The sequence below is a fragment of the Rhodopseudomonas palustris genome (assembly GCF_003031265.1).
GTDB lineage: Bacteria > Pseudomonadota > Alphaproteobacteria > Rhizobiales > Xanthobacteraceae > Rhodopseudomonas > Rhodopseudomonas palustris_H.
Window position 1 is genome coordinate 2,432,513 of sequence record NZ_CP019966.1, and the last position, 21,101, is coordinate 2,453,613.

Below are 21,101 nucleotides of genomic sequence, written 5' to 3' on the forward strand. Positions count from 1 at the left end.
ATTGCGAGCGAAGCGAAGCAATCCAGTTCCGAGCACGAACCGTCTGGATTGTTTCGTCGTTTCGCTCCTCGTAATGACGCGCGGAGGGGCCATGCCGCTGCAGAACCGCGTGACGCCGTTCGGCGAGATCGTCGCGGTAGCCAGCCGCGGGATGTTCACCGGCAATCGCGGCATCATCCATGATCCGGCGACCAAGACGCTGCTGAGCAGGCGCTGGTCGAGTCACGCTTGGATCACCTGCACCTGCGAGTTCCGCGGCCGCCGCCGCGACGTGATGGCGACGCGGAGCTGGACCGAGTTGTTCTTTATCGACGAGGCGACCGCGCTCGCGGCCGGGCATCGGCCTTGCTACTACTGCCGCCGCACCGACGCGCATGCCTTCGCCGCCGCCTGGGCGCGCGGCAACGGGCTCGAGCAAGTCAGCGCCAAACAAATCGACGCCACATTGCATCGTGAACGGCTCGACGGCCGCGCCAAGCGACTGCATCCGCTGCGGTGCCCGCTCGGTGAGTTGCCCAATGGTGCGATGGTGGCAGACCTGAAGCACGACGATGCCGGCGTCCGCGATGGTGCCTGCACCGGCACTGCTTATCTGTTCACACTGGGTGGGCTGCTGCGGTGGTCATTTGAGGGTTATCAGCCGGTCGAAGCGGCGATGCTCGAAGGCTTGCAGGATCGTCTCGTCCTCCTCACGCCACCATCGACGCTCAGGGCTCTCGAAGCCGGCTATCAACCCGCACTGCATCCAAGTGCACGCACAAACTAACCACGTCATTCCGGGGCGCTCGCGCAGCGAGCGAGCCCGGAATCATACCCCCTGTGCATGTGATTGAGCACTGCGGCGCGGGCTTCGAGCTACATTTTCACTGGGGGTATGGATTCCGGGTTCGCGCTACGCGCGCCCCGGAATGACGAAAGAGCGGGCAATAATGCGTTGCGCTCGGCGAGTTAAGCTCACTACGCAAACCGCTGCCGTGCCAGTTCCGCTCCCGCGCCGAGCGCAAATAGCTTCGCCTCGGCGATCTCCCGCCGCATCGGGGCCATGCCGCAGTTGGTGGTGGCGATGATGTTGCTCTTCGGCACGTGCTGCATCACCGCTTCGATCGTGGCGCAGACGTCTTCCGCCGTCTCGACCTCGTCGCTGGCGACATCGATGACGCCGGCCTGGACGATCTTGCCCTTCAGCAGCGACAACAGTTCCAGCGGCACTTTCGAATTGCGGCATTCGACCGCGACCTGCTGGATCGCGCTGGCGTCGATCGCCGGGAAGATGTCCTCGTATTGCCGCCACTCGGCGCCGAGCGTTTCCTTCCAATCGGTGTTGGCCTTGATGCCGTAGCCGTAGCAGATGTGGACGGCGGTGGCGCAGGTCAGGTCCTGCGCGGCGCGCTCCAGCGCCTTGACACCCCAGTCCGCAGCCTCGCTCATGTAGACATTGAACGCCGGCTCGTCGAACTGGATCATGTCGATGCCGTCGGCCTGCAGCGCCTTGGCTTCCTTGTTGAGCAGCTCGGCGAAGGCGAATGCCATCTTGACGCGGTCGCCGTAGTAGCGATCGGCGATGGTGTCGATGATCGTCATCGGGCCGGGCAGGGTGAATTTGATCTTGTGCGTGCTATGCGCACGTGCGATCTGGCCTTCGAAGCCGTGAACGCGGCCCTTCAGCCGCAGCGGCGCCACCACCTGCGGCACCATCGCTTTGTAGCGATCGTTGCGGATGCCCATCTCGACCTTGTGGGCGAAGTCGATGCCCTCGACAGCTTCGAGGAAGCCGTGGACGAAATGCTGCCGCGCCTGTTCGCCCTCGGTGACGATGTCGATCCCCGAGTCTTCCTGCAGCTTCAGCGCCAGGATGGTGGCGTCGCGCTTGGCGCGGAGCAGCTCAGCGCCCGTCGACTTCCACGGCGCCCACAGCTTGTTGGGCTCGGCCAGCCATTCCGGTTTCGGCAACGAGCCGGCGATCGTGGTCGGAAACAGCATCGTGTTCTCTCCCTGCAGCCTGACATGGGCCTGATTGACGCCCTCTGTGCCACGTCCGCGGCGGGGCGTACAGAAGTGCGAGACCGAGGTGACAAGCCGGCCGAAGCCGGGCTAGGATTGACGCAAACCCGTCAAGAGGACCCTGCCGCCATGATCGATCTGTATTACGCGCCGACGCCGAACGGCTGGAAGATCTCGATCATGCTGGAAGAGTGCGGCCTGCCTTACAAGGTGGTGCCGATGCAGCTCGGCCGCGGCGATCAGCACCAGCCGGAATTCCTCAAACTCAGCCCCAACGGACGCATGCCGGCGATCGTCGATCACGCGCCGACTGGCGGCGGCGCGCCGCTGTCGGTGTTCGAGAGCGGGGCGATCCTGATCTATCTGGCGGAGAAATCCGGGCAACTGATGCCGACCGGGACGCGGGCGCGGTTTGAGGTGATGCAGTGGCTGATGTGGCAGATGGCCGGGCTCGGGCCGATGCTCGGGCAGAACGGCCACTTCCTGCTGTATGCGCCGGAGAAGATCCCGTACGCGATCGACCGCTACAGCCGCGAAGCGAAGCGGTTGTACGGCGTGCTCGATCAGCGGCTGGCCGGCCGCGACTATATCGCCGGCGACTACTCGATTGCCGACATCGCCTGCTTTCCCTGGATTATGACCCACAAGGCGCAGGGCTTGACGCTCGACGACTATCCCAACATCAAGCGCTGGTACACGACGTTGCGCGCTCGGCCCAAGCTGCAGGCCGGTCTCGCCCTCGGCAAGGAGGACAAGAAGCCGATGGACGAGCAGGCCCGCAAGCTGCTGTTCGGCGTCGACAAGCCCGCGCATGCGGACGTGCAGGCGCAGAGCGCGCAGCAGCAGTGATGATGCGGCACAACGCAAGGCGCGAAACAGGGATGGGCGCACGATCAGCTTCTGGCGCATTCCCGATCATCGACGTCATCGCCCGGCTCGTCCGGGCGACCCAGTATTCCAGAGCGTCCGTTGTCGAACGTTGGCGCTCTGCAATACTGGGTCCCCCGCCTTCGCGGGGGACGACGGTGGTAGCGTAGCGATGTCGTGCACGAACTCAGCGTTCGTCATTCCGGGCGCGCGGCGAAGCCGCGCGAGCCCGGAATCCATACGCCGCAGCGTCGGCGGTGGAGCAGGGCGGCCGTTGCGCTTTGCTCGAACGAGGGATTAGGGGTTATGGATTCCGGGTTCGCGAGCTGCGCTCGCGCCCCGGAATGACGAACGAGAGTTTGATCGCAGACATGTGGGCCAGCTAAGTAACAATCAACAACAACCAAGAAAAGGAAACGCCGATGCTCGAATTCTTCTTCGACTGCTCCAGTCCGTGGACGTATCTCGCCTTTCACAACATCCAACCGCTGGCGAAAGACATGGGCGAGGAGATCACCTGGCGGCCGATCCTGGTCGGCGGCATCTTCAACTCGGTCAATCCGAGTGTGTACGAATCCCGCAAGACGCCGGTGCCGCTGAAGGCGCGCTACATGGTCAAGGACCTGTCGGATTGGGCGCGCTCGGCGGGCCTTCCGATCAAGATGCCGCCCAGCGTGTTTCCGGTGAACAGCGTCAAGGCGATGCGTGGCTGTCTCTGGTTGCTGCGCGACAAGCCCGACGCGATGGTGCCGTTTGCGACCGCGGTGTTCGAAGCGTATTGGGGCGACGATCAGGACATCTCCAAAGACGACGTGCTGACCGCCATCTGCGCCCGGTGCGGCCTCGACCCGCAGGCATTCTTCGCCGCGATCGCGGAGCAGAGCATCAAGGACCAGCTTAAGGACAACACCGACGAGGTGATGGCACGCGGCGGCTTCGGCTCGCCGACCATCTTTGTGGACAAGACCGACATGTATTTTGGTAACGACCGGCTGCCATTGGTGCGCGAGGCGCTGGCGCGTCGCAAGGCGGGTGCCGCCTGATGCCGAAGGCTGTGGTGTGCCGCGAACTCGGACCTCCCGAGTCGCTGCGGCTGGAAGAGATCGAACGCAAGGACTTGAAGCCCGGCGACGTGCGGGTTGCGATCCGCGCCGCCGGCATCAACTTCCCCGACATCCTGATGTGTGCCGGCGAGTATCAGCTCAAGCCGGAGCTGCCGTTCATTCCCGGCATGGAAGCGGCCGGCGAGATCATCGAACTCGGCGCTGATGTTGCAAACGTGAAGCTCGGCGATCGGGTGATCGTCAAGCTCCGGTTCGGCGCCTACGCCGAAGAGGTGGTGGCTGCGGCTTCGCAACTCACGCTGGCGCCCGCGAATTTCGATTTCGCCGAAGCTGCGACCTATCTGGCCGGCCACGGCACCGCTTGGCACGGGCTGGTCGAACGCGGCCAGCTGCAGCCCGGCGAAGTTCTGCTGGTGCATGGCGCCGGCGGCGGCGTCGGGCTCGCGGCGGTCGAGGTGGGCAAGTATCTCGGCGCCGCCGTGATCGCGGCGGCGTCGAGCGAAGAGAAGCTCGCGGTGGCGCGGCAGCGCGGCGCCGACCACGGCATCCTCTATGGCGCCGAACCGTTCAAGGATGCGGTAAAGCGCATCACCGAGGGCCGCGGTGCCGATGTGGTGTTCGATCCGGTCGGCGGCCAGATCTTCGAAGACAGCGTGCGCTGTATCAATTGGGGCGCGCGGCTGCTGGTGGTCGGCTTTACCGGTGGCATTGGGCTCGCGCGCACCAATCTGATCCTGATGAAGGGCGCGAGCGTGATCGGCGTCCGTGCCGGCGAGGCGGTGCGGCGCGATCCGGCGCGCGGCGAGCAGCGCACCGCCAAGCTGCTCGAGCTTGCCGCCAAGGGCCTGCTTCGGCCCAACGTGTCGCATCGCTTGCCGTTGTCGGAATGGGCTCCGGCGATGCGTTTGCTGATCGACCGTAAGGCGATCGGCCGGGTCGCGCTGCTCCCGTAATACGGAATTTTCAGGCGCCCGCGGCGAGCGAAGATTTCGCTTGGCGCGGGTTTCGCGATGTGGAATGTGCAGCGCGGAACAACGAGGTTGGAATGAGCACTGAACTGGAACTCGACGCCTATATCAAGCTCGTCGGCACCGAGATCGGCGTGTCGGAATGGCATGTGCTCGATCAGAAGCGGATCGATCAGTTCGCCGATTGCACCGAGGATTGGCAGTACATCCACGTCGATCCCGAGCGCGCCGCGCGCGAGACACCGTTCGGCACGACGATCGCTCACGGCTTCCTGACACTGTCGATGCTGAGCGTGTTCTCCTACGAGGCGATGCCGAGGATCAAGGGCGTCACCATGGGCGTCAACTACGGCTTCGACCGGCTGCGCTTCATCTCGCCGGTGAAGGCGGGATCGCGCGTGCGCGGCCGCTTCATGCTGGCGGAAGCTACTGTGCGCAAGCCGGGCGAATTGTTGTCGCGTACCAGCGTCAACGTCGAAATCGAGGGCGAGAAGCGCTCGGCCCTCGTGGCTGACTGGCTCGGCCTGATCTACTTCGAACAATAATCCGGGGAAGCAACACACATGGCTATCAGGTTCGACGGACGCGTCGCCATCGTCACCGGCGCGGGCAACGGTCTCGGCCGCGCGCATGCGCTGGGTCTCGCGGCGCTCGGCGCCAAGGTGGTGGTGAACGATTTCGGCGGCGCGCGTGACGGCACCGGCGGTTCGATGACCGCCGCCGAGACCGTGGTCGAAGAGATCAAGAAGGCCGGCGGCACTGCGATGGCCGACGGCGCCGACGTGTCGAACTACGAACAGGTCCAGGCGATGGTCGCGAAGGCGACCAAGGAGTGGGGTAGCGTCGACCTGCTGGTCGCCAACGCCGGCATCCTGCGCGACAAGTCGTTCGGCAAGATGGAGCTGAGCGATTTCCAGAAGGTGATCGATGTGCATCTCGCCGGCACCTTCTACTGCTGCAAGGCGGTGTGGGATGGCATGAAGGAGCGCAACTACGGCCGCATCGTGCTGACCACCTCGTCGTCGGGCATGTTCGGCAACTTCGGCCAGGCCAACTACGGCGCCGCGAAGGCCGGTATCGTCGGGCTGATGAACGTGCTGGCGCAGGAAGGCCGCAAGACCGACATCCGAGTCAACACTGTGTCGCCGACCGCCGCGACCCGCATGACCGAAGAGCTGCTGCCGCCCCAGGCGCTGCAGCTGATGAAGCCGGAGGCGATCACGCCCGCGGTGCTGTTCCTGCTCAGCGAGAACGCGCCGACCCGCACCACGCTCGGCGCCGGCGCCGGGTCGTTCGCGCAGATCAAGATCATTGAGACCGAAGGCATCAACCTGCCGGAATCCGAATGGACCCCCGACGCGATCGCCGCGCACTTCGCCGAGATCAGTGACGACTCCAAGGCCCAGGCGCTCGAAGGCGCGTTCCAGCAGACGCAGAAGTACGTGGCGCAGGCCGCCGCGCGCCTCGGCATCAAGATGTAATGCGGTCGTCATTCCGGGGCGCGCCGAAGGCGCGAACCCGGAATCTTAGAGTCGCAGAACTTGTCGAGGTTCCGGGTTCGCTCGCTGACGCGAGCGCCCCGGAACGACGTGCTTGGGGCGAAGCCTCTCCACGAGTCATTCCGGGGCACGCCGAAGGCGTGAACCCGGAATCTCTACGCCGATCCCGGTTCGTGTATAAGCGCCGGATGATTTTCATCGCAGGCAGCCGTCGTGGCTGACATCATCGACATCGACGCCGCCGTGATCGGCGCCGGGCCGGCCGGACTGATGGCGGCCGAGCAGCTCGCGCTTGGCGGCATGCGCGTCACCGTGTTCGACGGCATGGGTGCTCCGGCGCGGAAGTTTCTGCTGGCCGGGCGCGGCGGCCTCAATCTCACGCACAGCGAAGCACTGCCGGACTTCCTGTCGCGCTACGGCGCGGCGCAGCCGCGGCTGACTCCAGCGCTCGAGGCGTTCGGCCCCGAGCAACTGCGCGCCTGGGCCGATGATCTCGGGCAGCCGACCTTCGTCGGCTCCAGCGGTCGGGTGTTTCCGGTGGCGATGAAGGCTTCGCCGCTGCTGCGCGCCTGGCTGCGCCGGCTCGATGCGCTGGGCGTGCAGCTCCGCCTGAAGTATCGCTGGACCGGATGCGACGGCGAGGGGCGTCTGTCGTTCGACACAGCGGACGGTCCGCGCAGCATCGCGGCGCGGGCGACCGTGCTGGCGCTCGGCGGCGCCAGCTGGCCGCGGCTCGGTTCGGATGGAAGCTGGAGCGATCTGCTCGCCGCCAAGGACATTGCGATCGCGACGCTGCGGCCGGCGAATTGCGGCTTCGTCGCGCAGTGGTCGGCACTGTTCGCGGACAAGTATCAGGGCGCGCCGCTGAAGAACGTCGCGCTGTCGTTCGGGCCGCGCACCGTACGCGGCGAGGCGGTGATCACCCGCGACGGCATCGAAGGCGGCGCGATCTACGCGATCTCGGCAGCGTTGCGCGATGCGATCCTGGCCGAGGGCGAAGCGAAGCTGTCGATCGCGCTGCGGCCGGATCTCAGCATAGCCGATCTCGCGGCGCGATTAGCGAAGCCGAGGGGCAAGCAGTCGCTGTCGACGTATTTGCGCAAAGCCGCGGGGCTGTCGCCGGCCGGCATCGGTCTGCTGCAGGAAGCCGCGCATGGATCTGGCGTTGCCCTGGCGACGCTGCCGGCCGATCAGCTCGCCGCGCTGATCAATGCCGTGCCGGTGCGCTTAGTTGCCACCGCGCCGATCGCCAAGGCGATCTCGACCGCGGGCGGCATTGCGCTGGGTGAGATCGACGCGGACTACATGCTGCGCAAACTGCCCGGCGTGTTCGCCGCCGGCGAGATGCTCGACTGGGAAGCGCCGACCGGCGGCTATCTGCTCACGGCCTGCTTTGCGACTGGTGTGATGGCCGGCCGCGGCGCGTTGCGCTGGCTGCAACGCGCCTGACGCCGCGTGGTTATTGCGTCACGACCGGACGGCTCGCCCGGCTATGCGTCGCGTCGCTGTGACGGTTCGGGAACATCACCAGCGAGCAGGCCTGGCTGAGCTGGGTGCGCTTGGCGATCAGGCAGGCGGTGATGGCCGGCACGTCGGGGATTTCCGAGCGGCACAGCCGCATCACGTCAGGCCTGCAGGCGCGGCGTTCCTCCGGTGTGCCTTGCGCCGACGCCGCGTTCACCGTCACGCACAGCGCTGCGGCCGCGAGCGAGGCGATGCGGAGCCTGAAGCGGCGAGCGGAATGATCGGCTGAAGCAGTCATGGTCTGGTCCTTCACGAGGTGGGGGAATGCAGAAAGGTCGCGACGATGCTGCGCGCCAGCAGGGATGGCGCTTCGGCGGGGGCGATGTCCGGCGCGATCTCGTTGAGCAGCACCGGCACCGAGTGCGGCTGGTGCACCGAGTTGCTGAGCAGCAGGAAGAAAAGCGCCGGATGCGGCGTCCGCACTACGCCGCAATCGATGCCGGCCTGCACCAGATCGCGGATCGACAGATAAGCGGGCCGGGCGAGCCGATCGATCAGCAACGCGGCGCGTTCTGGCGTCTCAGCAGGGTGCTGCGCGACGAACTGGCGGACTTCCGGATGGGCGATGCCGAAGGCCACGAAGGTCTCGATCGCTTCGCGCAGCCGGTCGTAGATCGGGCGATCGGCTTCCGTGGAAAGCTTGGTCATCACCGCCATGATCGGTGCGGCTTCCTGGGTCACCGCGTCGAGGCAGGCGAGCCACAGTGCGGCCTTGTCGCCGAAATGGATCCGGATCAGCCCGGTATCGACGTCAGCGGCTTTGGCGATGCTGCGCAGATCCGCGCGCTCGAAGCCGAGTTCGGCGAAGGCGCGGGTCGCGGCGGTGAGCAGGGCGGCACGGCCGCTCGGCGCCCCGGAGGGGCGGCGGCCACGTGGGCGGTGGGGTGGGGTCGGAGCGGCTGTCATGGCTAATATCTACAGATGTAGATATAAACTCACGCACGTGCAAAGTCAACCGCTCGGTCAACGCGGTGATTAAGTGCCGTTCAAAACTTGGGAAAAGGCCGGGTCAGGCGCTTTCGATCTCTTCGCGCAGCATCTCCAGCTCGAGCCAGCGCTGCTCGGCGGCGTGCAGCTCGTCGTGCGCCTTGGCCATCGCGGCCGAGACCTTGTCGAACTTGGCGCGGTCCTTGGCATAGAGCTGCGGATCGTCGAGCTGCTTCTGCAAACTCGTGATCTCGGCTTCCAGCTTGGCGATGGTTTTCGGCAGCGTTTCCAGCGCGTGCTTCTCGTTGAAGCTGAGCTTGCGCTTCGGCGCAGGCGCCGCGGCGGGCGAGGGCGCCGCCTTCGCGGCCGTCGGCTCGGCCACGGCGGCCTTGGCCGGCTGCCGGGTCAGGTCGGCGCCGCGCTGCGCCAGCATGTCGGAGTAGCCGCCGGCATATTCGATCCATTTGCCGCCGCCGTCCGGCGCGATCACCGAGGTGACGACGCGGTCGAGAAAGTCGCGGTCGTGGCTGATCAGGATCACCGTGCCGTCGTAGTCACCGAGCATCTCCTCGAGCACGTCGAGGGTTTCGAGATCGAGGTCGTTGGTCGGCTCGTCGAGCACCAAAAGGTTCGACGGTTTCGCCAGCGAGCGCGCCAGCATCAGCCGGCCGCGTTCGCCGCCGGACAGCGCCTCCAGCGGCGTACGCGCCTGCTCCTGGGTGAACAGGAAGTCCTTCATGTAGCCGATCACGTGGCGCGGCTTGCCGCCGACCATCACCTGGTCGCCGCGGCCGCCGGTCAGCGCGTCGCTCAGCGTCGATTTCGGGTCCAGGCTGTCGCGGCTCTGGTCGAGCGTGGCGATCTCCAGATTGGTGCCGAGCCGCACCGTGCCGCTGTCCGGGGCCAGCGCGCCGGTCAGCAGGCTGATCAGCGTGGTCTTGCCGGCGCCGTTCGGGCCGACGATGCCGACGCGGTCGCCGCGATTGATCCGGATCGAGAAGCCGTCGACGATCGGCCGGTCGCCCCAGGCCTTGTTGATCGACTTGGCTTCGATCACCAGCTTGCCGGACTTGTCGGCCTCGGCCGCGGCGAGCGAGGCGGCGCCAGTTGGGCCGCGATAGTCGCGGCGCTGCGCGCGCAACTCGTGCAGGCCGGCGAGCCGCTTGACGTTGCGCTTGCGGCGGCCGGAGACGCCGTAGCGCAGCCAGTGCTCTTCCATCACGATCTTGCGGTCGAGCTTGTGCTGATCGCGTTCTTCTTCCGCCAGCACGTCGTCGCGCCAGCTTTCGAATTGCGAGAAGCCGCGGTCGATCTGGCGGATCACGCCGCGGTCGAGCCAGGCGGTGGCGCGCGACAGGTTGGTGAGGAAGCGGCGGTCGTGGCTGATCATCACGATCGCGCATCTGCGCTGGGCGAGATCGTTCTCCAGCCATTCGATCGTGGTCAGGTCGAGATGGTTGGTCGGCTCGTCGAGCAGCAGGATGTCGGGATCGGGCGCGAGAATCCGCGCCAGCGCCGCGCGCCGGGCCTCGCCGCCAGAGAGATTGGCCGGGTTCTCATCGCCGTGCAGGCCGAGCTGTTCGAGCAGATAGGCGGCCTGATAGTGATCGTCGCCCGGCGCGAGCCCGGCCTCGACATAAGCCAGCGTGGTGGCGAAGCCGTCGAAATCCGGCTCCTGCGGCAGATAGCGCACGGTGGCACCGGGCTGCACGAAGCGGCTGCCGCGGTCGGGCTCGATCAGGCCGGCGACGATCTTCAAAAGCGTCGATTTGCCGGAGCCGTTGCGGCCGATCAGGCACAGCCGGTCGCCGGCTGAGACGGCGAGCTCGACGCCGTCGAACAGCGCGGCGCCGCCGAAGGTCAGCGCGATGTCTTTCAGTTGGATCAGCGGCGGCGCCATGGTCGGTCCATCAGGTCGGAGCGGCCCTGCGGCGCGCGATCCTGCGGATCGCGCTGTCGAGCGCCGAAAGAAAGGTGGAGCGGTCGCGCGGCGAAAACGCGCGCGGGCCGCCGGTGATCTCGCCGGTCGAGCGCAGATCGGTCATCAGATTGCGCACCGCCAGCGTCATGCCGATCGACTCCTCGGTGAACGGCTTGCCGTTCGGAGCGATCGCGGTGGCGCCCGCTTTGACGCAGCGGCTCGCCAGCGGAATGTCCGCGGTGATGACGATATCGCCCGGTTTGATCCGCTCCGCAATCCAGTCGTCGGCCGCATCCATGCCGGAACCGGCGGCGACACGCTCGATCAGCGGATGCTGCGGCACCCGGATGAAGCCGCCGGCCACCACCGTCACCGGAAGATGGTGACGCTCGGCCACCTTGTACACCTCGTCCTTCACCGGACAGGCGTCGGCGTCGACATAGATGCGGGTGAGGGCGTCGGTCATCGGGCGGTGTGCGGTTCTCTGGGCGGCCTTGCGTTGCCGGCGCAGTGGCGTAGCATCGCCGGCAACGATCGCCAACAAGATCGGGCAAACCGGGAGACACCATGGCCGCATCGCTTGCGCCCTGGCGCGTCAGCGCCTTCAACACCGCCAAACAATCCGAAAACAAGATGCACGACGACACCGTGGCCCGCCGCTTCGGCTTTTCCGGCGGCCTGGTGCCCGGGGTCGAGGTGATGGCCTACATGATGCATCTGCCGGTCGCCCGCTGGGGCCGGGATTTCCTGGAGCGCGGGCTGATCGAGGCGCGGTTCGTCAAGCCGGTGTACGACGGCGAGACCGCGACGGTGACGGGCGAGCAGCAGGGCGAGGCCATCACGCTCGCGGTCGAGAGCCGCGGCGAGCTCTGTGCCACCGGCAGCGCATCACTGCCGGCGCAGGCGCCAGCGGTCGATCTGTCCGCCTATCCGGAGACCGCCGCGGCGACGAACCGGCCGCCGGTCGGCGCGCAGTCGTTTCCGCAAGGTCACTGGTTCGGCACCGCACCGGTGAGTTGGGGCGGGGAGAAGCTGCGCGCCTATCTCGACGAGATCCGCGAGACCGATCCGATCTACCAAAGCGATGACCTGATCCATCCCGGGACGCTGCAGCGGATCATGAACCGCGTGCTGGTCGACAATGTCGTGCTCGGGCCGTGGATCCATGTCGGATCGAAGATGCAGTTGCTCGCCGCGGCGCGCGGCGACGATGTGCTCACCGCGCGAGCGAGGGTGGTCGCCAACTACGACAAGAAGGGCCACCGCTTCGCCGAATTCGATGCGCTGATCGTGGCGAATGGCGACCGGCCGGTGGCGCATTGTCACCACGTCGCGATCTTCGCCCCGCGGCAGCAGGCGGCCGCGTAGCAGACGTTTATTCCGTCAGACGGACGGCGGGCGACGTCATGCGACGTTCTGCCCCTCTCGCCTTGCGGGCGAGCGCAGCGAGAATGCTTGCCGACGATCTTAGCAACAGGGAGGGCGGGGGCACATCAATTCATGCGCGGGAGCCGGCGATACGGCCGAACTGATAACAAATCAAAAAATCATTCCGGAGGAAACATGACACTCGTTCAACGGGCGGCAGCGATGATGCTGGCCGCGCCGCTGCTGCTCGGCGCACCCGCCTTCGCGCAGCAACAGGCTCCGCTCAAGATCGGTCTGCTCGGCGACTTCCAGTCGGTGTATTCCGACATCGGCGGCCAGGGCAACGTCGAAGCCGCCAAGATGGCGATCGAGGAGATGGGCGGCACGATGTTCGGCAAGCCGATCGAGTTCATCTCGGCGGACGTGCAGAACAAGCCCGACATCGCCGCGTCGCTGGCACGCAAATGGTACGAGAACGAAAACGTCGACATGATCGTCGATCTGCCGACCTCGGCCACCGCGCTTGCCGCGATGGAGATGTCGAAGAAGTTCGAGAAGATCATGATCGTCACCGACGCGGCGTCGTCGGACATCACCGGCAAATCGTGCTCGCCCTTTACCGCGCACTGGACCTACGACACCTATTCGAACGCCCACACCGTCGGCTCGGCGATCGTCAAGAACGGCGGCGACACCTGGTTCTTCATCACCGCGGACTATCTGTTCGGCCATTCGATCGAACGCGACACCGGCGAGGTGGTGAAGGCGGCGGGCGGCAAGGTGCTCGGCAGCGCGCGGCATCCCTTGAACAACGCCGACTTCTCCTCGTTCCTGCTGCAGGCGCAGTCGTCGAAGGCCAAGATCATCGGTATGGCCAATGGCGGCGGCGACACCATCAACACCATCAAGCAGGCGGCCGAGTTCGGCATCGTCACCGGCGGCCAGAAGCTCGCCGGCATCGTGATGTTCATCTCCGACATCCACAGCCTGGGTCTGAAGATGGCCAACGGCCTGATCATCACCGAGGCGTATTATTGGGACCTCAATGACCGCACCCGCGAGTTCGGCAAGAAGTACTTCGAACGCATGAAGCGGATGCCGACGATGAACCAGGCCGCGACCTACAGTGCGACACTGCACTATTTGAAGGCGGTGAAGGCGGCGAACAGCAAGGACACCAAGACGGTGCTGGCGAAGATGCGCGAACTGCCGGTGCGCGACGCCTTCACCGACCACGGCTTCCTGCGCGAGGACGGACGCATGGTGCACTCGATGTTCCTGTTCGAGGTCAAGAAGCCGGAAGAATCCAAGGCGCCGTGGGACTACTACAAGGTCCTCGCCGAAGTCCCCGGCGACCAGGCCTTCCGCCCGCTGAAAGACGGCGGCTGCCCGCTGGTGAAGGCGGAGTAGAGAGTAGGGCTCTGACGACGAGGCAACGTCCTCGCAGCACAACAGACGTCGTCGCCGGGCTCGACCCGGCGACCCATCTTCTTCGTTGGGACTCTCTCGTTTGCGCGCTGCACGCGCGATGGATGCGCGGGTCAAGCCCGCGCATGACGTTGTGAGGGAGAGGCATTATTGCCACAAGCACAGCGTCATCCCCCGCGCATGCGGGGGACCCAGTATTCCAGAGCGCCTGCGGCGAGCTGGACCAGGTGCCACTTGTGCGGCCCCTTCAGCCTCGAGGGACGCTCTGGAATACTGGGTCGCCCGGTCAAGCCGGGCGATGACTGGGTGGACTACGCTGCTGTCTTCGTCTTCGCCTTGGCGTCGTGGATCGCGCGCCACACCTTCTCAGGCGTCAGCGGCATGTCGAGGGTCGTCACGCCGTAATCCTTGAGCGCATCGAGCGCGGCGTTGACGATGGTGGCTAGGGAGCCGGCGCAGCCGGCTTCGCCGCAGCCCTTGGTGCCGAGCGGATTGGTCTTGGCCGGCACCGGGTGATCGCCGACCGTCATCAGCGGGATGTCCTCGGCGCGCGGCAACGCGTAGTCCTGCAGCGAGCCGGTGATCGGCTGGCCGTCGGCGTTGTACGAGACCTTCTCCATCAGCGCCTGGCCGATGCCTTGGGCGACGCCGCCATGGAGCTGACCGGCGACGATCATCGGATTGACCACGGTGCCGAAGTCGTTGACCGCGGTGTAGCGCACCACGCGGGTGACGCCGGTCTCCGGATCGATCTCGACCTCGGCGACATGGCAGCCGTTGGGGAAGGCGGAGGGGACGCCTTCGGTGGTGTGATCGACGTCGAGTGAGGAGGGGACGCCCTCCGGCAGCTCGGCGCCGCGCAGCCGCTGCGCCAGGTCCATGATGCCGATGCTGCGGTCGGTGCCGGCGACGGTGAAGCGGCCGTCGGCAAATTCGATGTCGGCTTCGGCGGTTTCCAAGAGATGCGCCGCAGCGCTCTTGCCCTTGGCGATCACCTTTTGCGACGCCTCGACGATCGCCATGCCGCTGGCAGTGATCGAACGCGATCCGCCGGTGCCGTTGCCGGTGTGGACGATATCGCTGTCGCCCTGTTCGAGCCGGATGCGCTCGAACGGCACGCCGAGAAACGTGCTGAGTACCTGTGCGAACGGCGTCGCGTGGCCCTGGCCGTAGTCGAGCGTGCCGGTGATCAGCCGCACCGTGCCGCCTTCTTCGAACACGATCTTGCCGAGTTCGGGGTTCGGCGGCGCCGTCACTTCGAGATATGAGCCGACCGCGATGCCGCGCAGCTTGCCGGCCTTGCGCGCGTCCTTCTTGCGCTTGGCGAAGCCGTCATAGTCGGACTGTTCCAGCGCCTGTCCGAACACGCCGGCGAAATCACCGCTGTCGTAGGTCACGCCGGAGCAGGCGGTGAACGGCATCTGCGTCGGCTTGATGAAGTTGCGCTTGCGCAAGGTGAGGCGGTCGATCCCCATCTCGTCGGCGGCGCGATCGATCAGCCGCTCCAGGAAGTAGTTGGCTTCGGGCCGGCCGGCGCCGCGATAGGCGCCCATCAGCGTGACGTTGGTGACGACGCACTTGATATCGACGCTAAGCAACGGCGTCCGGTACACGCTGCCGATGTTCTTGCCGGTGTTGAGCGACAGCGGCAGCGGCGCGACGCCGGTGATCTGAGCGCCGAGATTGCCGGTGCCGGAAAGGCGGATCGCCAGGAAGCGTCCGCCGGCATCCAGCGCCAGTTCGGCGCGGATCTGCTGGCCGCGGCCCTGGCTGTCGGAGAGGAAGCTGGTCGAACGCTCGTCGGTCCACTTCACCGGGCGGCCGAGTGCCTTGGCGGCGTGCAGAATGCAGATGTACTCGGGGTAAGAGATGTTCTTCATCCCGAATGAGCCGCCGACCTGGCCGGTCAGCACCCGCACCTTGTCGGTCGGCACGCCGAGCAGTTTGGCCAGCGTATTGCGGTTGCCAGAGACGCCCTGGGTCGGCAGCTGGATGGTGTAGCGGCCGTTCTGCTGATCGTAGGAGGCGAGCCCGACCCGCGGCTCCATCGGCACCGCGGCAACGCGGGTGTTCTCGATATCCAGCGTGGTGACGTGCGCGGCCGCGGTGAAGGCTGCGTTCACCGCCGCGGTGTCGCCGAAGTGATAGTCGAGCGCGACGTTGTTCTCGATGTGATCGTAGAGCTGGGGCGCGCCGGGCTGCATCGCGGCTTCTGCATCGGTGACGGCGGGGAGCGGGTCGATGTCGAGTTCGACCGCTTCGGCGGCATCGCGCGCCTGCGCCAGCGTCTTGGCGACCACAAACGCGACGGGCTCGCCGACGAAGCGCACCTTGTCGGTGGCCAGCGCGCCGTGATGGGTTTGCTTCAGCGGCGTGCCGTCGCGGCTCTTGAGCGGCAGGCCGGAGCTGAACGGCGCGTAGCCGGCGACGGCGAGGTCGGCGCCGGTGTAGATCGCGCAGACGCCGGGCATTGCCTTGGCGGCCTCGGTGCCGATGCCGCGGATGATGCCGTGCGGATGCGGACTGCGCACCATCACGGCGTAGAACTGCCCCGGCAGATTGCAGTCGTCGGTGTAGCGGCCCTTGCCGCGCAGCAGCGTCTCGTCCTCCTTGCGCCGGACCGGCTGGCCCACGCCGAATTTGTGCAGCGCGAGGGAGGTGTCGAGCGACGCGTTGGCGGGGCTGTCCTGCATGAGGCTGAGTTCCGGCTTGAGAGGCGCGCGGGACGGGAAAAGGCCGCGTGGGGCGGCGTTTCTGCGCGGGGAATGTCAGTGCTGATAGTCCTAACGGATAGCGCAGCCGCCCACACGCCACAACGCACGAAACCGCATGCTTCGCCCGCAGGTGGGTTGCGCCGGGGCGGTGCGCTGCTAAACTTTCCGTGAATGATGATTTCGACGTCGGCCGTGCACGGCTGCGGAAAGACGAATTTGATGGACGACGAAACGCGGCTTCGCCCGGGCTCGCTGCTTGGCGAGGACCCGCACGCGATCGTTGCGATCGCCGAGGAGGAGCACGCCACCGCGTCCCACGGCGACGGCGTTTACGCCGCGCTCGACCTCGGCACCAATAACTGCCGGCTGCTGATCGCGCGGCCGGCGGGCGACGGCTTTCGCGTGATCGACTCGTTCTCGCGGATCATCCGGCTCGGCGAGGGCGTTGCCACCACCGGCCGGATTAGCGAGGCGGCGATCGGACGGGCGATCTCGGCGCTCGCGGTGTGCCGCGAGAAGATCGATGCACGCAAAGCCAGGCGGCAGCGGCTGATTGCAACCGAGGCCTGCCGCGCCGCCAGCAATGCCGACGAGTTTTGTGACAGGGTCGCGCACGCCACCGGCATCCGGCTCGAGATCATCGGCCGCGAAACCGAAGCGCGGCTCGCCGCGACCGGTTGCTCGCCGCTACTCGATCCGAACGGCCGCGGTGCGATCCTGTTCGATATCGGCGGCGGCTCCAGCGAATTGGTGCGGATTGCCCGCGATCCGGATCGGCCCGACGTGCCGCCGCGAATTCAGGCCTGGATGTCGGTGCCGCTCGGCGTGGTCACGCTGGCCGAAGCGTTCGGTGGCAAGGTGGTGACGCCGGAGACCTACACGTCGATGGTCGCCGAGGTCGCCAAGCATGTTGCGCCATTCGCCGCCCAGCATGGCGGCGATCTCGACCGGATGCATTTGCTCGGCACTTCGGGCACGGTGACGACGTTGGCCGGTCTGTATCTCGACCTGATCCGCTACGACCGGCGGCGGGTCGATGGCATCTGGATGAGCGACGCCGAACTCAGCGCCACGGTCGAGAAGCTGCGCAGTATGAGTTATCACGACCGCGCCCATAACCATTGCATCGGCAATGAGCGGGCCGATCTGGTGCTGGCCGGCTGCGCCATCCTCGATGCAGTCCGCGCGGCGTTCCCGCTGCCGCGGCTGCGCGTCGCCGATCGCGGTCTGCGCGAGGGCATGCTGGTCGAAATGATGCGCGAAGACGGCGTGCTCGGGCCGGTGTAGTTCGCGCGAGGACGCCGCTGGCGGTCAAACGGTGGTGAGCGCGCCGGCGATCAGCGACAGCGACACCAGCGCCAGCCATAGCGACGCGATCCGCTGCGTCAGCCTCAGGCGGCCGTCGCCGCCGGCTCCGATCTGCGTCATCGTGCCGGCAAAGCCCCACAGCAGCGCCACCGCGAAGACCATCAGGCAGAACATCATCAGTCTGGCGGCAAAGTCGGGTTCGCTCGGTGCAGGCAGCAGCACCAGGGCGAAGATCAGCGCCTTCGGGTTCAGCAACGTCGTGAGATACACCCGCCGCGCCGTGATGGCGCCGGTCGCGCCGGACGGGTTCAGGTGCCACAGCCGCACCGCCAGCAGCATCACCCAGGCAGCCGCGGCGACCTTCACGATCAGAGCTGCGGCCGGCAGCTCCGCCATCAGGTCGGCGCCGAGATAGGCGAGGGGCAGGATCGCCGTCAGGTAGCCGAGCAGTTCGGCCGGCAGCAGCCGCGCGACGCGGCCGAGCCCACCCTGTGCCCCGGCGACGCCGATCAGGGTGTTGGTCGGCCCCGGGGCCAGCAGCAGCGCCAGAACGGCGGAGGCGAAAGCGGCTAATGACATGATCCCAGCCTGTTGGACCTCCGGGAGGTATTCCTTGCGGCCATCGATGTCTTGATCTTGATCATGCCGCAAGCCTCGAAACGCCGCGGCATCCTGGCACGCATCCGCGATGGCGGCCGGATGGAGCCGGTTCCGCACTGGTTTTTCCGGGCCCGTCTGGTAAGCAGCGGCCTTATCCCTCGATCGTAAGCGAAGCCATGGCCAAGGACACCACCGGACGAATGCGCGTCACCGTCAAAAGCGGCGGGCGGATGAAGCTGTCGTCCAAGCTGTGGCTGGAGCGCCAGCTCAACGACCCTTACGTGGCGCAGGCCAAGCGCGACGGCTACCGTTCGCGCGCCGCCTACAAGCTCACCGAGATCGACGACAAGTTCCGGCTGCTCAAGCCCGGCATGGCGGTGGTCGACCTCGGCGCCGCACCCGGCGGTTGGAGCCAGGTTGCGGCCAAGAAGGTCGGGGCCGCCGACGGCCGCGGTAAGGTGGTGGCGATCGACTTGTTGGAGATGGGCGAGGTCCCCGGGGTCACCTTCGCGCAGCTCGATTTTCTCGATCCCTCGGCGCCGGACCGGTTGCGCGAAATGCTTGGCGGCGGTGCCGATCTGGTGATGAGCGACATGGCCGCCAACACCACCGGCCACCGCAAGACCGACCAGCTCCGCATCGTCGGCCTGGTCGAGACCGCGGCGATGTTCGCGGCCGAGGTGTTGAAGCCGGGCGGGGCGTTTCTCGCCAAGGTGTTTCAGAGCGGCGCCGATGCAGCGCTGATGGCCGAACTGAAGCGCGACTATGCCAGCGTGAAGCACGTCAAGCCGGCGGCGAGCCGCAAGGACTCGTCTGAGCGCTACTTGCTGGCGACCGGCTTTCGTGGCGGTGCGGCGCGTGACGCAACGGCTGGCGGCGAACTGGGGTGACGCCGCTCGCTTGGCGCCTTGCCGTGCGAGAGTGCAACTTAGTCGCGCTTTAAAGCAGCGAATTCATCTGGTTAATTGTTGGTAAAGGTAGCTTTCTACAGAGCACTTCCTCGTAGTTCCCATAGGCTTAGCGGCATCCATCGGGCGAATCGGGGGGACCAATGGAGATTCCTACGCCGATGTGCAGAGCCTGCGGTGTCGATCGGGAGCTGATCGAGATCGAGCATGCCAACGCGTCGTTCGATGTGCCGCATTTTCGCTGCCCGATCTGCAACGACGTGCTGCGCCTGGCCGTCCGCCAGGACGACGGTGCCCAGTCCGGTGGCGACCGTTTCGGCTGATCGACAGAACCTTACCTAGCCGAACCGCTGGTCGCGGGCGTCCTGGGTCTGTTCGGACGCAGCCTTGGTCGCGGCTTTGGCGCCGGCCTTCTTGCTCGAAATCTCGATCGCCTTGCGCCCCGAAATCTCGTGGCCGGCATCGCTCGGCATCTGCCAGAAGAACAGCGCTGACAGCGCAGCCGGTACCGCCACCACGATAAAGGCGGGGGCGAAGTCGGCCGCGCCGAGCGTGGTGACGCCGCGCAGCGCCATCGTCGCTTCCACCGAGAATGCACCGACTGCAACACCTGCCGACAGCGCAAGCTGCTGGCCGACGCTGAGCAGGGTGGTGGCGCGGCTCATCTGGGCCTGCTCGACCTCGGCATATGCGACGGTGTTGATCGAGGTGAACTGCAGCGATCGGAAGAAGCCGCCGACCACCAGGATGATCATGATCAGCAGCAGCGGCGTGCCCGGTGCGAACAGCGCGCAGGCGGCGAGAAACACCGAGCTGACCACGGCGTTCACCGTCATGATGTTGCGGAACCCGAAGGCGCGGATGATCCGCGCCGCCAGCGTCTTCATCCCGATCGCGCCGGCTGCGGAAGCGAAGGTGACGAGGCCGGATTGAAACGGCGACAGCCCGAAGCCGATCTGCATCAGCAGCGGTAGTAGGAACGGCAGTGCGCCGATGCCGAGCCGAAACAGAAAGCCGCCGATCAGGCTGGAGCGCAGCGTCGTCAGGCGTAGCAGCGAGAAGTCCAGCACCGGCGCCGGCACTCTGCGGGCGTGGAACACGTACAGCGTCATCGCGATCGCGCCGACGCCGATCAGCCCGACCACCACGCTCCAGTGCAGCAGGCCGAGGCCGGCGACCGACAGGCCGAAGGCGATACCGGCGACGCCGATGCCGGCGAGGACCAGGCCCATCAGGTCGAACCGTTCTGGGCGTTCGCCCTGGATGGGATCGATGAAACGCTGCGCCATCGCGATCCCGATCAGCCCGATCGGGATGTTGATCAGGAAGATCCAGTGCCAGGAGAAGTAGGTGGTGATGAAGCCGCCGAGCGGTGGCCCGATCACCGGCCCGATCAGCGCCGGTACCGTCACCCAGGCCATCGCCCCGACCAGCGCGCTTTTTTCGATCGAGCGCAGCAGCACCAACCGCCCAACAGGAGTCATCATCGCCCCCCCGATCCCCTGGATAATGCGGGCGATGACGAAGTGATGGATCGAGCTCGACAGCGCGCAGCCGATCGAGCCGACCATGAACACCGCGATTGCGATCGAGAACACCGTGCGCGCACCGAACCGGTCCGCAGTCCAGCCCGACGCCGGAATGAACACCGCCAGCGACAGCAGATACGAGGTGATCGCCAGCTTCAGCGTCAGCGGCGAGGTGCCGATGTCGGCGGCGATCGCCGGCAGCGAAGTCGCGATCACGGTCGCGTCCATGTTCTCCATGAACAGCGCGGCAGCCACGATCAGCGGAATAACTCGATCTTTGTTCATCGGAGATTTCGATCAGAGGAGGGCGCTTGGGCTGTAGCACCGTGTCGCGGCCCCGGCTATTGCGGAGCTTGCGCGGTTACCTAAATCCTCTGTGACCGGCACAGCTTCCTTATGGCGGAAATCGCTTTCGGATGTGCTTGCGGTGATGACGATGAGCGGCGCCTCGATCGGTTCCGCGACGGAGACTGGC

The 21,101-nt window shown here is 66.3% G+C and carries 20 protein-coding genes; 12 read left to right on the plus strand and 8 right to left on the minus strand.

Annotated elements, in window-relative coordinates:
- The first annotated feature begins 91 nt into the window (after positions 1-91).
- Entirely contained in the window at positions 92-766 is a 675-nt protein-coding gene (locus RPPS3_RS11215; RefSeq protein WP_107344143.1) for a hypothetical protein, read from the plus strand.
- Between the two features lie 191 nt (positions 767-957).
- Here RPPS3_RS11215 and RPPS3_RS11220 read toward each other — a convergent pair whose 3' ends face one another.
- The gene (locus RPPS3_RS11220) at positions 958-1,980 is read right to left on the minus strand and encodes a methionine synthase (RefSeq protein ID WP_107344144.1); all 1,023 of its coding nucleotides are present in this window, start codon (positions 1,978-1,980) and stop codon (positions 958-960) included.
- Between the two features lie 150 nt (positions 1,981-2,130).
- Between RPPS3_RS11220 and RPPS3_RS11225 the strand changes: the two genes are divergently transcribed.
- The 6 genes from RPPS3_RS11225 (at position 2,131) to RPPS3_RS11250 (ending at position 7,848) form a co-directional block, all read left to right on the plus strand.
- Complete coding sequence (locus RPPS3_RS11225; RefSeq protein ID WP_107344145.1) at positions 2,131-2,850, plus strand: glutathione binding-like protein; 720 nt, start codon at positions 2,131-2,133, stop codon at positions 2,848-2,850.
- 440 nt (positions 2,851-3,290) lie between these two features.
- Positions 3,291-3,911, plus strand: a complete 621-nt coding sequence (locus RPPS3_RS11230) for a 2-hydroxychromene-2-carboxylate isomerase (protein WP_107344146.1) — start codon at positions 3,291-3,293, stop codon at positions 3,909-3,911.
- Positions 3,911-4,885 (plus strand): NADPH:quinone oxidoreductase family protein, encoded by a 975-nt coding sequence (locus RPPS3_RS11235; protein ID WP_107344147.1) that lies wholly within the window; start codon positions 3,911-3,913, stop codon positions 4,883-4,885. The genes RPPS3_RS11230 and RPPS3_RS11235 overlap by 1 nt, the downstream gene beginning before the upstream one ends.
- A gap of 92 nt (positions 4,886-4,977) precedes the next feature.
- Complete coding sequence (locus RPPS3_RS11240) at positions 4,978-5,445, plus strand: MaoC family dehydratase (RefSeq protein ID WP_107344148.1); 468 nt, start codon at positions 4,978-4,980, stop codon at positions 5,443-5,445.
- Between the two features lie 18 nt (positions 5,446-5,463).
- Positions 5,464-6,381, plus strand: a complete 918-nt coding sequence (locus RPPS3_RS11245; protein WP_012495736.1) for an SDR family NAD(P)-dependent oxidoreductase — start codon at positions 5,464-5,466, stop codon at positions 6,379-6,381.
- A 231-nt stretch (positions 6,382-6,612) separates the two neighbouring features.
- Positions 6,613-7,848 (plus strand): NAD(P)/FAD-dependent oxidoreductase, encoded by a 1,236-nt coding sequence (locus RPPS3_RS11250; RefSeq protein WP_107344149.1) that lies wholly within the window; start codon positions 6,613-6,615, stop codon positions 7,846-7,848.
- Between the two features lie 10 nt (positions 7,849-7,858).
- Here the strand turns inward: RPPS3_RS11250 and RPPS3_RS11255 are convergent, their stop codons facing one another.
- From RPPS3_RS11255 to RPPS3_RS11270, 4 genes are all read right to left on the minus strand, one after another.
- Complete coding sequence (locus RPPS3_RS11255; RefSeq protein WP_107346560.1) at positions 7,859-8,161, minus strand: hypothetical protein; 303 nt, start codon at positions 8,159-8,161, stop codon at positions 7,859-7,861.
- 11 nt (positions 8,162-8,172) lie between these two features.
- Positions 8,173-8,829 (minus strand): TetR/AcrR family transcriptional regulator, encoded by a 657-nt coding sequence (locus RPPS3_RS11260; RefSeq protein WP_107344150.1) that lies wholly within the window; start codon positions 8,827-8,829, stop codon positions 8,173-8,175.
- Between the two features lie 103 nt (positions 8,830-8,932).
- The gene (locus RPPS3_RS11265; RefSeq protein ID WP_107344151.1) at positions 8,933-10,750 is read right to left on the minus strand and encodes an ABC-F family ATP-binding cassette domain-containing protein; all 1,818 of its coding nucleotides are present in this window, start codon (positions 10,748-10,750) and stop codon (positions 8,933-8,935) included.
- Positions 10,751-10,760: 10 nt separating this feature from the next.
- Positions 10,761-11,237 carry a YaiI/YqxD family protein gene (locus tag RPPS3_RS11270; RefSeq protein ID WP_107346561.1) on the minus strand — a complete coding sequence of 159 codons (477 nt, stop codon included), beginning with the start codon at positions 11,235-11,237 and terminating at the stop codon, positions 10,761-10,763.
- A gap of 101 nt (positions 11,238-11,338) precedes the next feature.
- Between RPPS3_RS11270 and RPPS3_RS11275 the strand changes: the two genes are divergently transcribed.
- Together RPPS3_RS11275 and RPPS3_RS11280 are read left to right on the plus strand one after the other, a co-directional pair.
- Complete coding sequence (locus tag RPPS3_RS11275) at positions 11,339-12,139, plus strand: hypothetical protein (protein ID WP_107344152.1); 801 nt, start codon at positions 11,339-11,341, stop codon at positions 12,137-12,139.
- A 195-nt stretch (positions 12,140-12,334) separates the two neighbouring features.
- Complete coding sequence (locus tag RPPS3_RS11280; protein ID WP_107344153.1) at positions 12,335-13,549, plus strand: ABC transporter substrate-binding protein; 1,215 nt, start codon at positions 12,335-12,337, stop codon at positions 13,547-13,549.
- 329 nt (positions 13,550-13,878) lie between these two features.
- Here RPPS3_RS11280 and RPPS3_RS11285 read toward each other — a convergent pair whose 3' ends face one another.
- Positions 13,879-16,260 (minus strand): xanthine dehydrogenase family protein molybdopterin-binding subunit, encoded by a 2,382-nt coding sequence (locus RPPS3_RS11285; RefSeq protein WP_107344154.1) that lies wholly within the window; start codon positions 16,258-16,260, stop codon positions 13,879-13,881.
- Positions 16,261-16,500: 240 nt separating this feature from the next.
- Between RPPS3_RS11285 and RPPS3_RS11290 the strand changes: the two genes are divergently transcribed.
- Positions 16,501-17,568, plus strand: a complete 1,068-nt coding sequence (locus tag RPPS3_RS11290) for a Ppx/GppA phosphatase family protein (protein WP_107346562.1) — start codon at positions 16,501-16,503, stop codon at positions 17,566-17,568.
- 24 nt (positions 17,569-17,592) lie between these two features.
- Here the strand turns inward: RPPS3_RS11290 and RPPS3_RS11295 are convergent, their stop codons facing one another.
- Positions 17,593-18,168, minus strand: a complete 576-nt coding sequence (locus RPPS3_RS11295) for a hypothetical protein (RefSeq protein ID WP_107346563.1) — start codon at positions 18,166-18,168, stop codon at positions 17,593-17,595.
- A 197-nt stretch (positions 18,169-18,365) separates the two neighbouring features.
- Between RPPS3_RS11295 and RPPS3_RS11300 the strand changes: the two genes are divergently transcribed.
- The gene (locus RPPS3_RS11300) at positions 18,366-19,079 is read left to right on the plus strand and encodes an RlmE family RNA methyltransferase (protein ID WP_107344155.1); all 714 of its coding nucleotides are present in this window, start codon (positions 18,366-18,368) and stop codon (positions 19,077-19,079) included.
- A 161-nt stretch (positions 19,080-19,240) separates the two neighbouring features.
- Positions 19,241-19,420 carry a hypothetical protein gene (locus RPPS3_RS11305; RefSeq protein WP_107344156.1) on the plus strand — a complete coding sequence of 60 codons (180 nt, stop codon included), beginning with the start codon at positions 19,241-19,243 and terminating at the stop codon, positions 19,418-19,420.
- Positions 19,421-19,435: 15 nt separating this feature from the next.
- On the opposite strand, the gene RPPS3_RS11310 is transcribed toward RPPS3_RS11305, so the two are convergent.
- On the minus strand, positions 19,436-20,911 hold the full coding sequence (locus RPPS3_RS11310; protein WP_107344157.1) for an MFS transporter: 1,476 nt from the start codon (positions 20,909-20,911) through the stop codon (positions 19,436-19,438).
- Between the last annotated feature and the right edge of the window lie 190 nt (positions 20,912-21,101).

Coding starts and splice junctions, on each gene's coding strand:
- RPPS3_RS11255 (WP_107346560.1), bottom strand. CDS start 8,161: ATGACTGCTTCAGCCGATCATTCCGCTCGCCGCTTCAGGCTCCGCATC.
- RPPS3_RS11265 (WP_107344151.1), bottom strand. CDS start 10,750: ATGGCGCCGCCGCTGATCCAACTGAAAGACATCGCGCTGACCTTCGGC.
- RPPS3_RS11220 (WP_107344144.1), bottom strand. CDS start 1,980: ATGCTGTTTCCGACCACGATCGCCGGCTCGTTGCCGAAACCGGAATGG.
- RPPS3_RS11285 (WP_107344154.1), bottom strand. CDS start 16,260: ATGCAGGACAGCCCCGCCAACGCGTCGCTCGACACCTCCCTCGCGCTG.
- RPPS3_RS11295 (WP_107346563.1), bottom strand. CDS start 18,168: ATGTCATTAGCCGCTTTCGCCTCCGCCGTTCTGGCGCTGCTGCTGGCC.
- RPPS3_RS11275 (WP_107344152.1), top strand. CDS start 11,339: ATGGCCGCATCGCTTGCGCCCTGGCGCGTCAGCGCCTTCAACACCGCC.
- RPPS3_RS11290 (WP_107346562.1), top strand. CDS start 16,501: ATGGACGACGAAACGCGGCTTCGCCCGGGCTCGCTGCTTGGCGAGGAC.
- RPPS3_RS11270 (WP_107346561.1), bottom strand. CDS start 11,237: ATGACCGACGCCCTCACCCGCATCTATGTCGACGCCGACGCCTGTCCG.
- RPPS3_RS11215 (WP_107344143.1), top strand. CDS start 92: ATGCCGCTGCAGAACCGCGTGACGCCGTTCGGCGAGATCGTCGCGGTA.
- RPPS3_RS11225 (WP_107344145.1), top strand. CDS start 2,131: ATGATCGATCTGTATTACGCGCCGACGCCGAACGGCTGGAAGATCTCG.
- RPPS3_RS11235 (WP_107344147.1), top strand. CDS start 3,911: ATGCCGAAGGCTGTGGTGTGCCGCGAACTCGGACCTCCCGAGTCGCTG.
- RPPS3_RS11230 (WP_107344146.1), top strand. CDS start 3,291: ATGCTCGAATTCTTCTTCGACTGCTCCAGTCCGTGGACGTATCTCGCC.
- RPPS3_RS11310 (WP_107344157.1), bottom strand. CDS start 20,911: ATGAACAAAGATCGAGTTATTCCGCTGATCGTGGCTGCCGCGCTGTTC.
- RPPS3_RS11280 (WP_107344153.1), top strand. CDS start 12,335: ATGACACTCGTTCAACGGGCGGCAGCGATGATGCTGGCCGCGCCGCTG.
- RPPS3_RS11300 (WP_107344155.1), top strand. CDS start 18,366: ATGGCCAAGGACACCACCGGACGAATGCGCGTCACCGTCAAAAGCGGC.
- RPPS3_RS11305 (WP_107344156.1), top strand. CDS start 19,241: ATGGAGATTCCTACGCCGATGTGCAGAGCCTGCGGTGTCGATCGGGAG.
- RPPS3_RS11260 (WP_107344150.1), bottom strand. CDS start 8,829: ATGACAGCCGCTCCGACCCCACCCCACCGCCCACGTGGCCGCCGCCCC.
- RPPS3_RS11245 (WP_012495736.1), top strand. CDS start 5,464: ATGGCTATCAGGTTCGACGGACGCGTCGCCATCGTCACCGGCGCGGGC.
- RPPS3_RS11240 (WP_107344148.1), top strand. CDS start 4,978: ATGAGCACTGAACTGGAACTCGACGCCTATATCAAGCTCGTCGGCACC.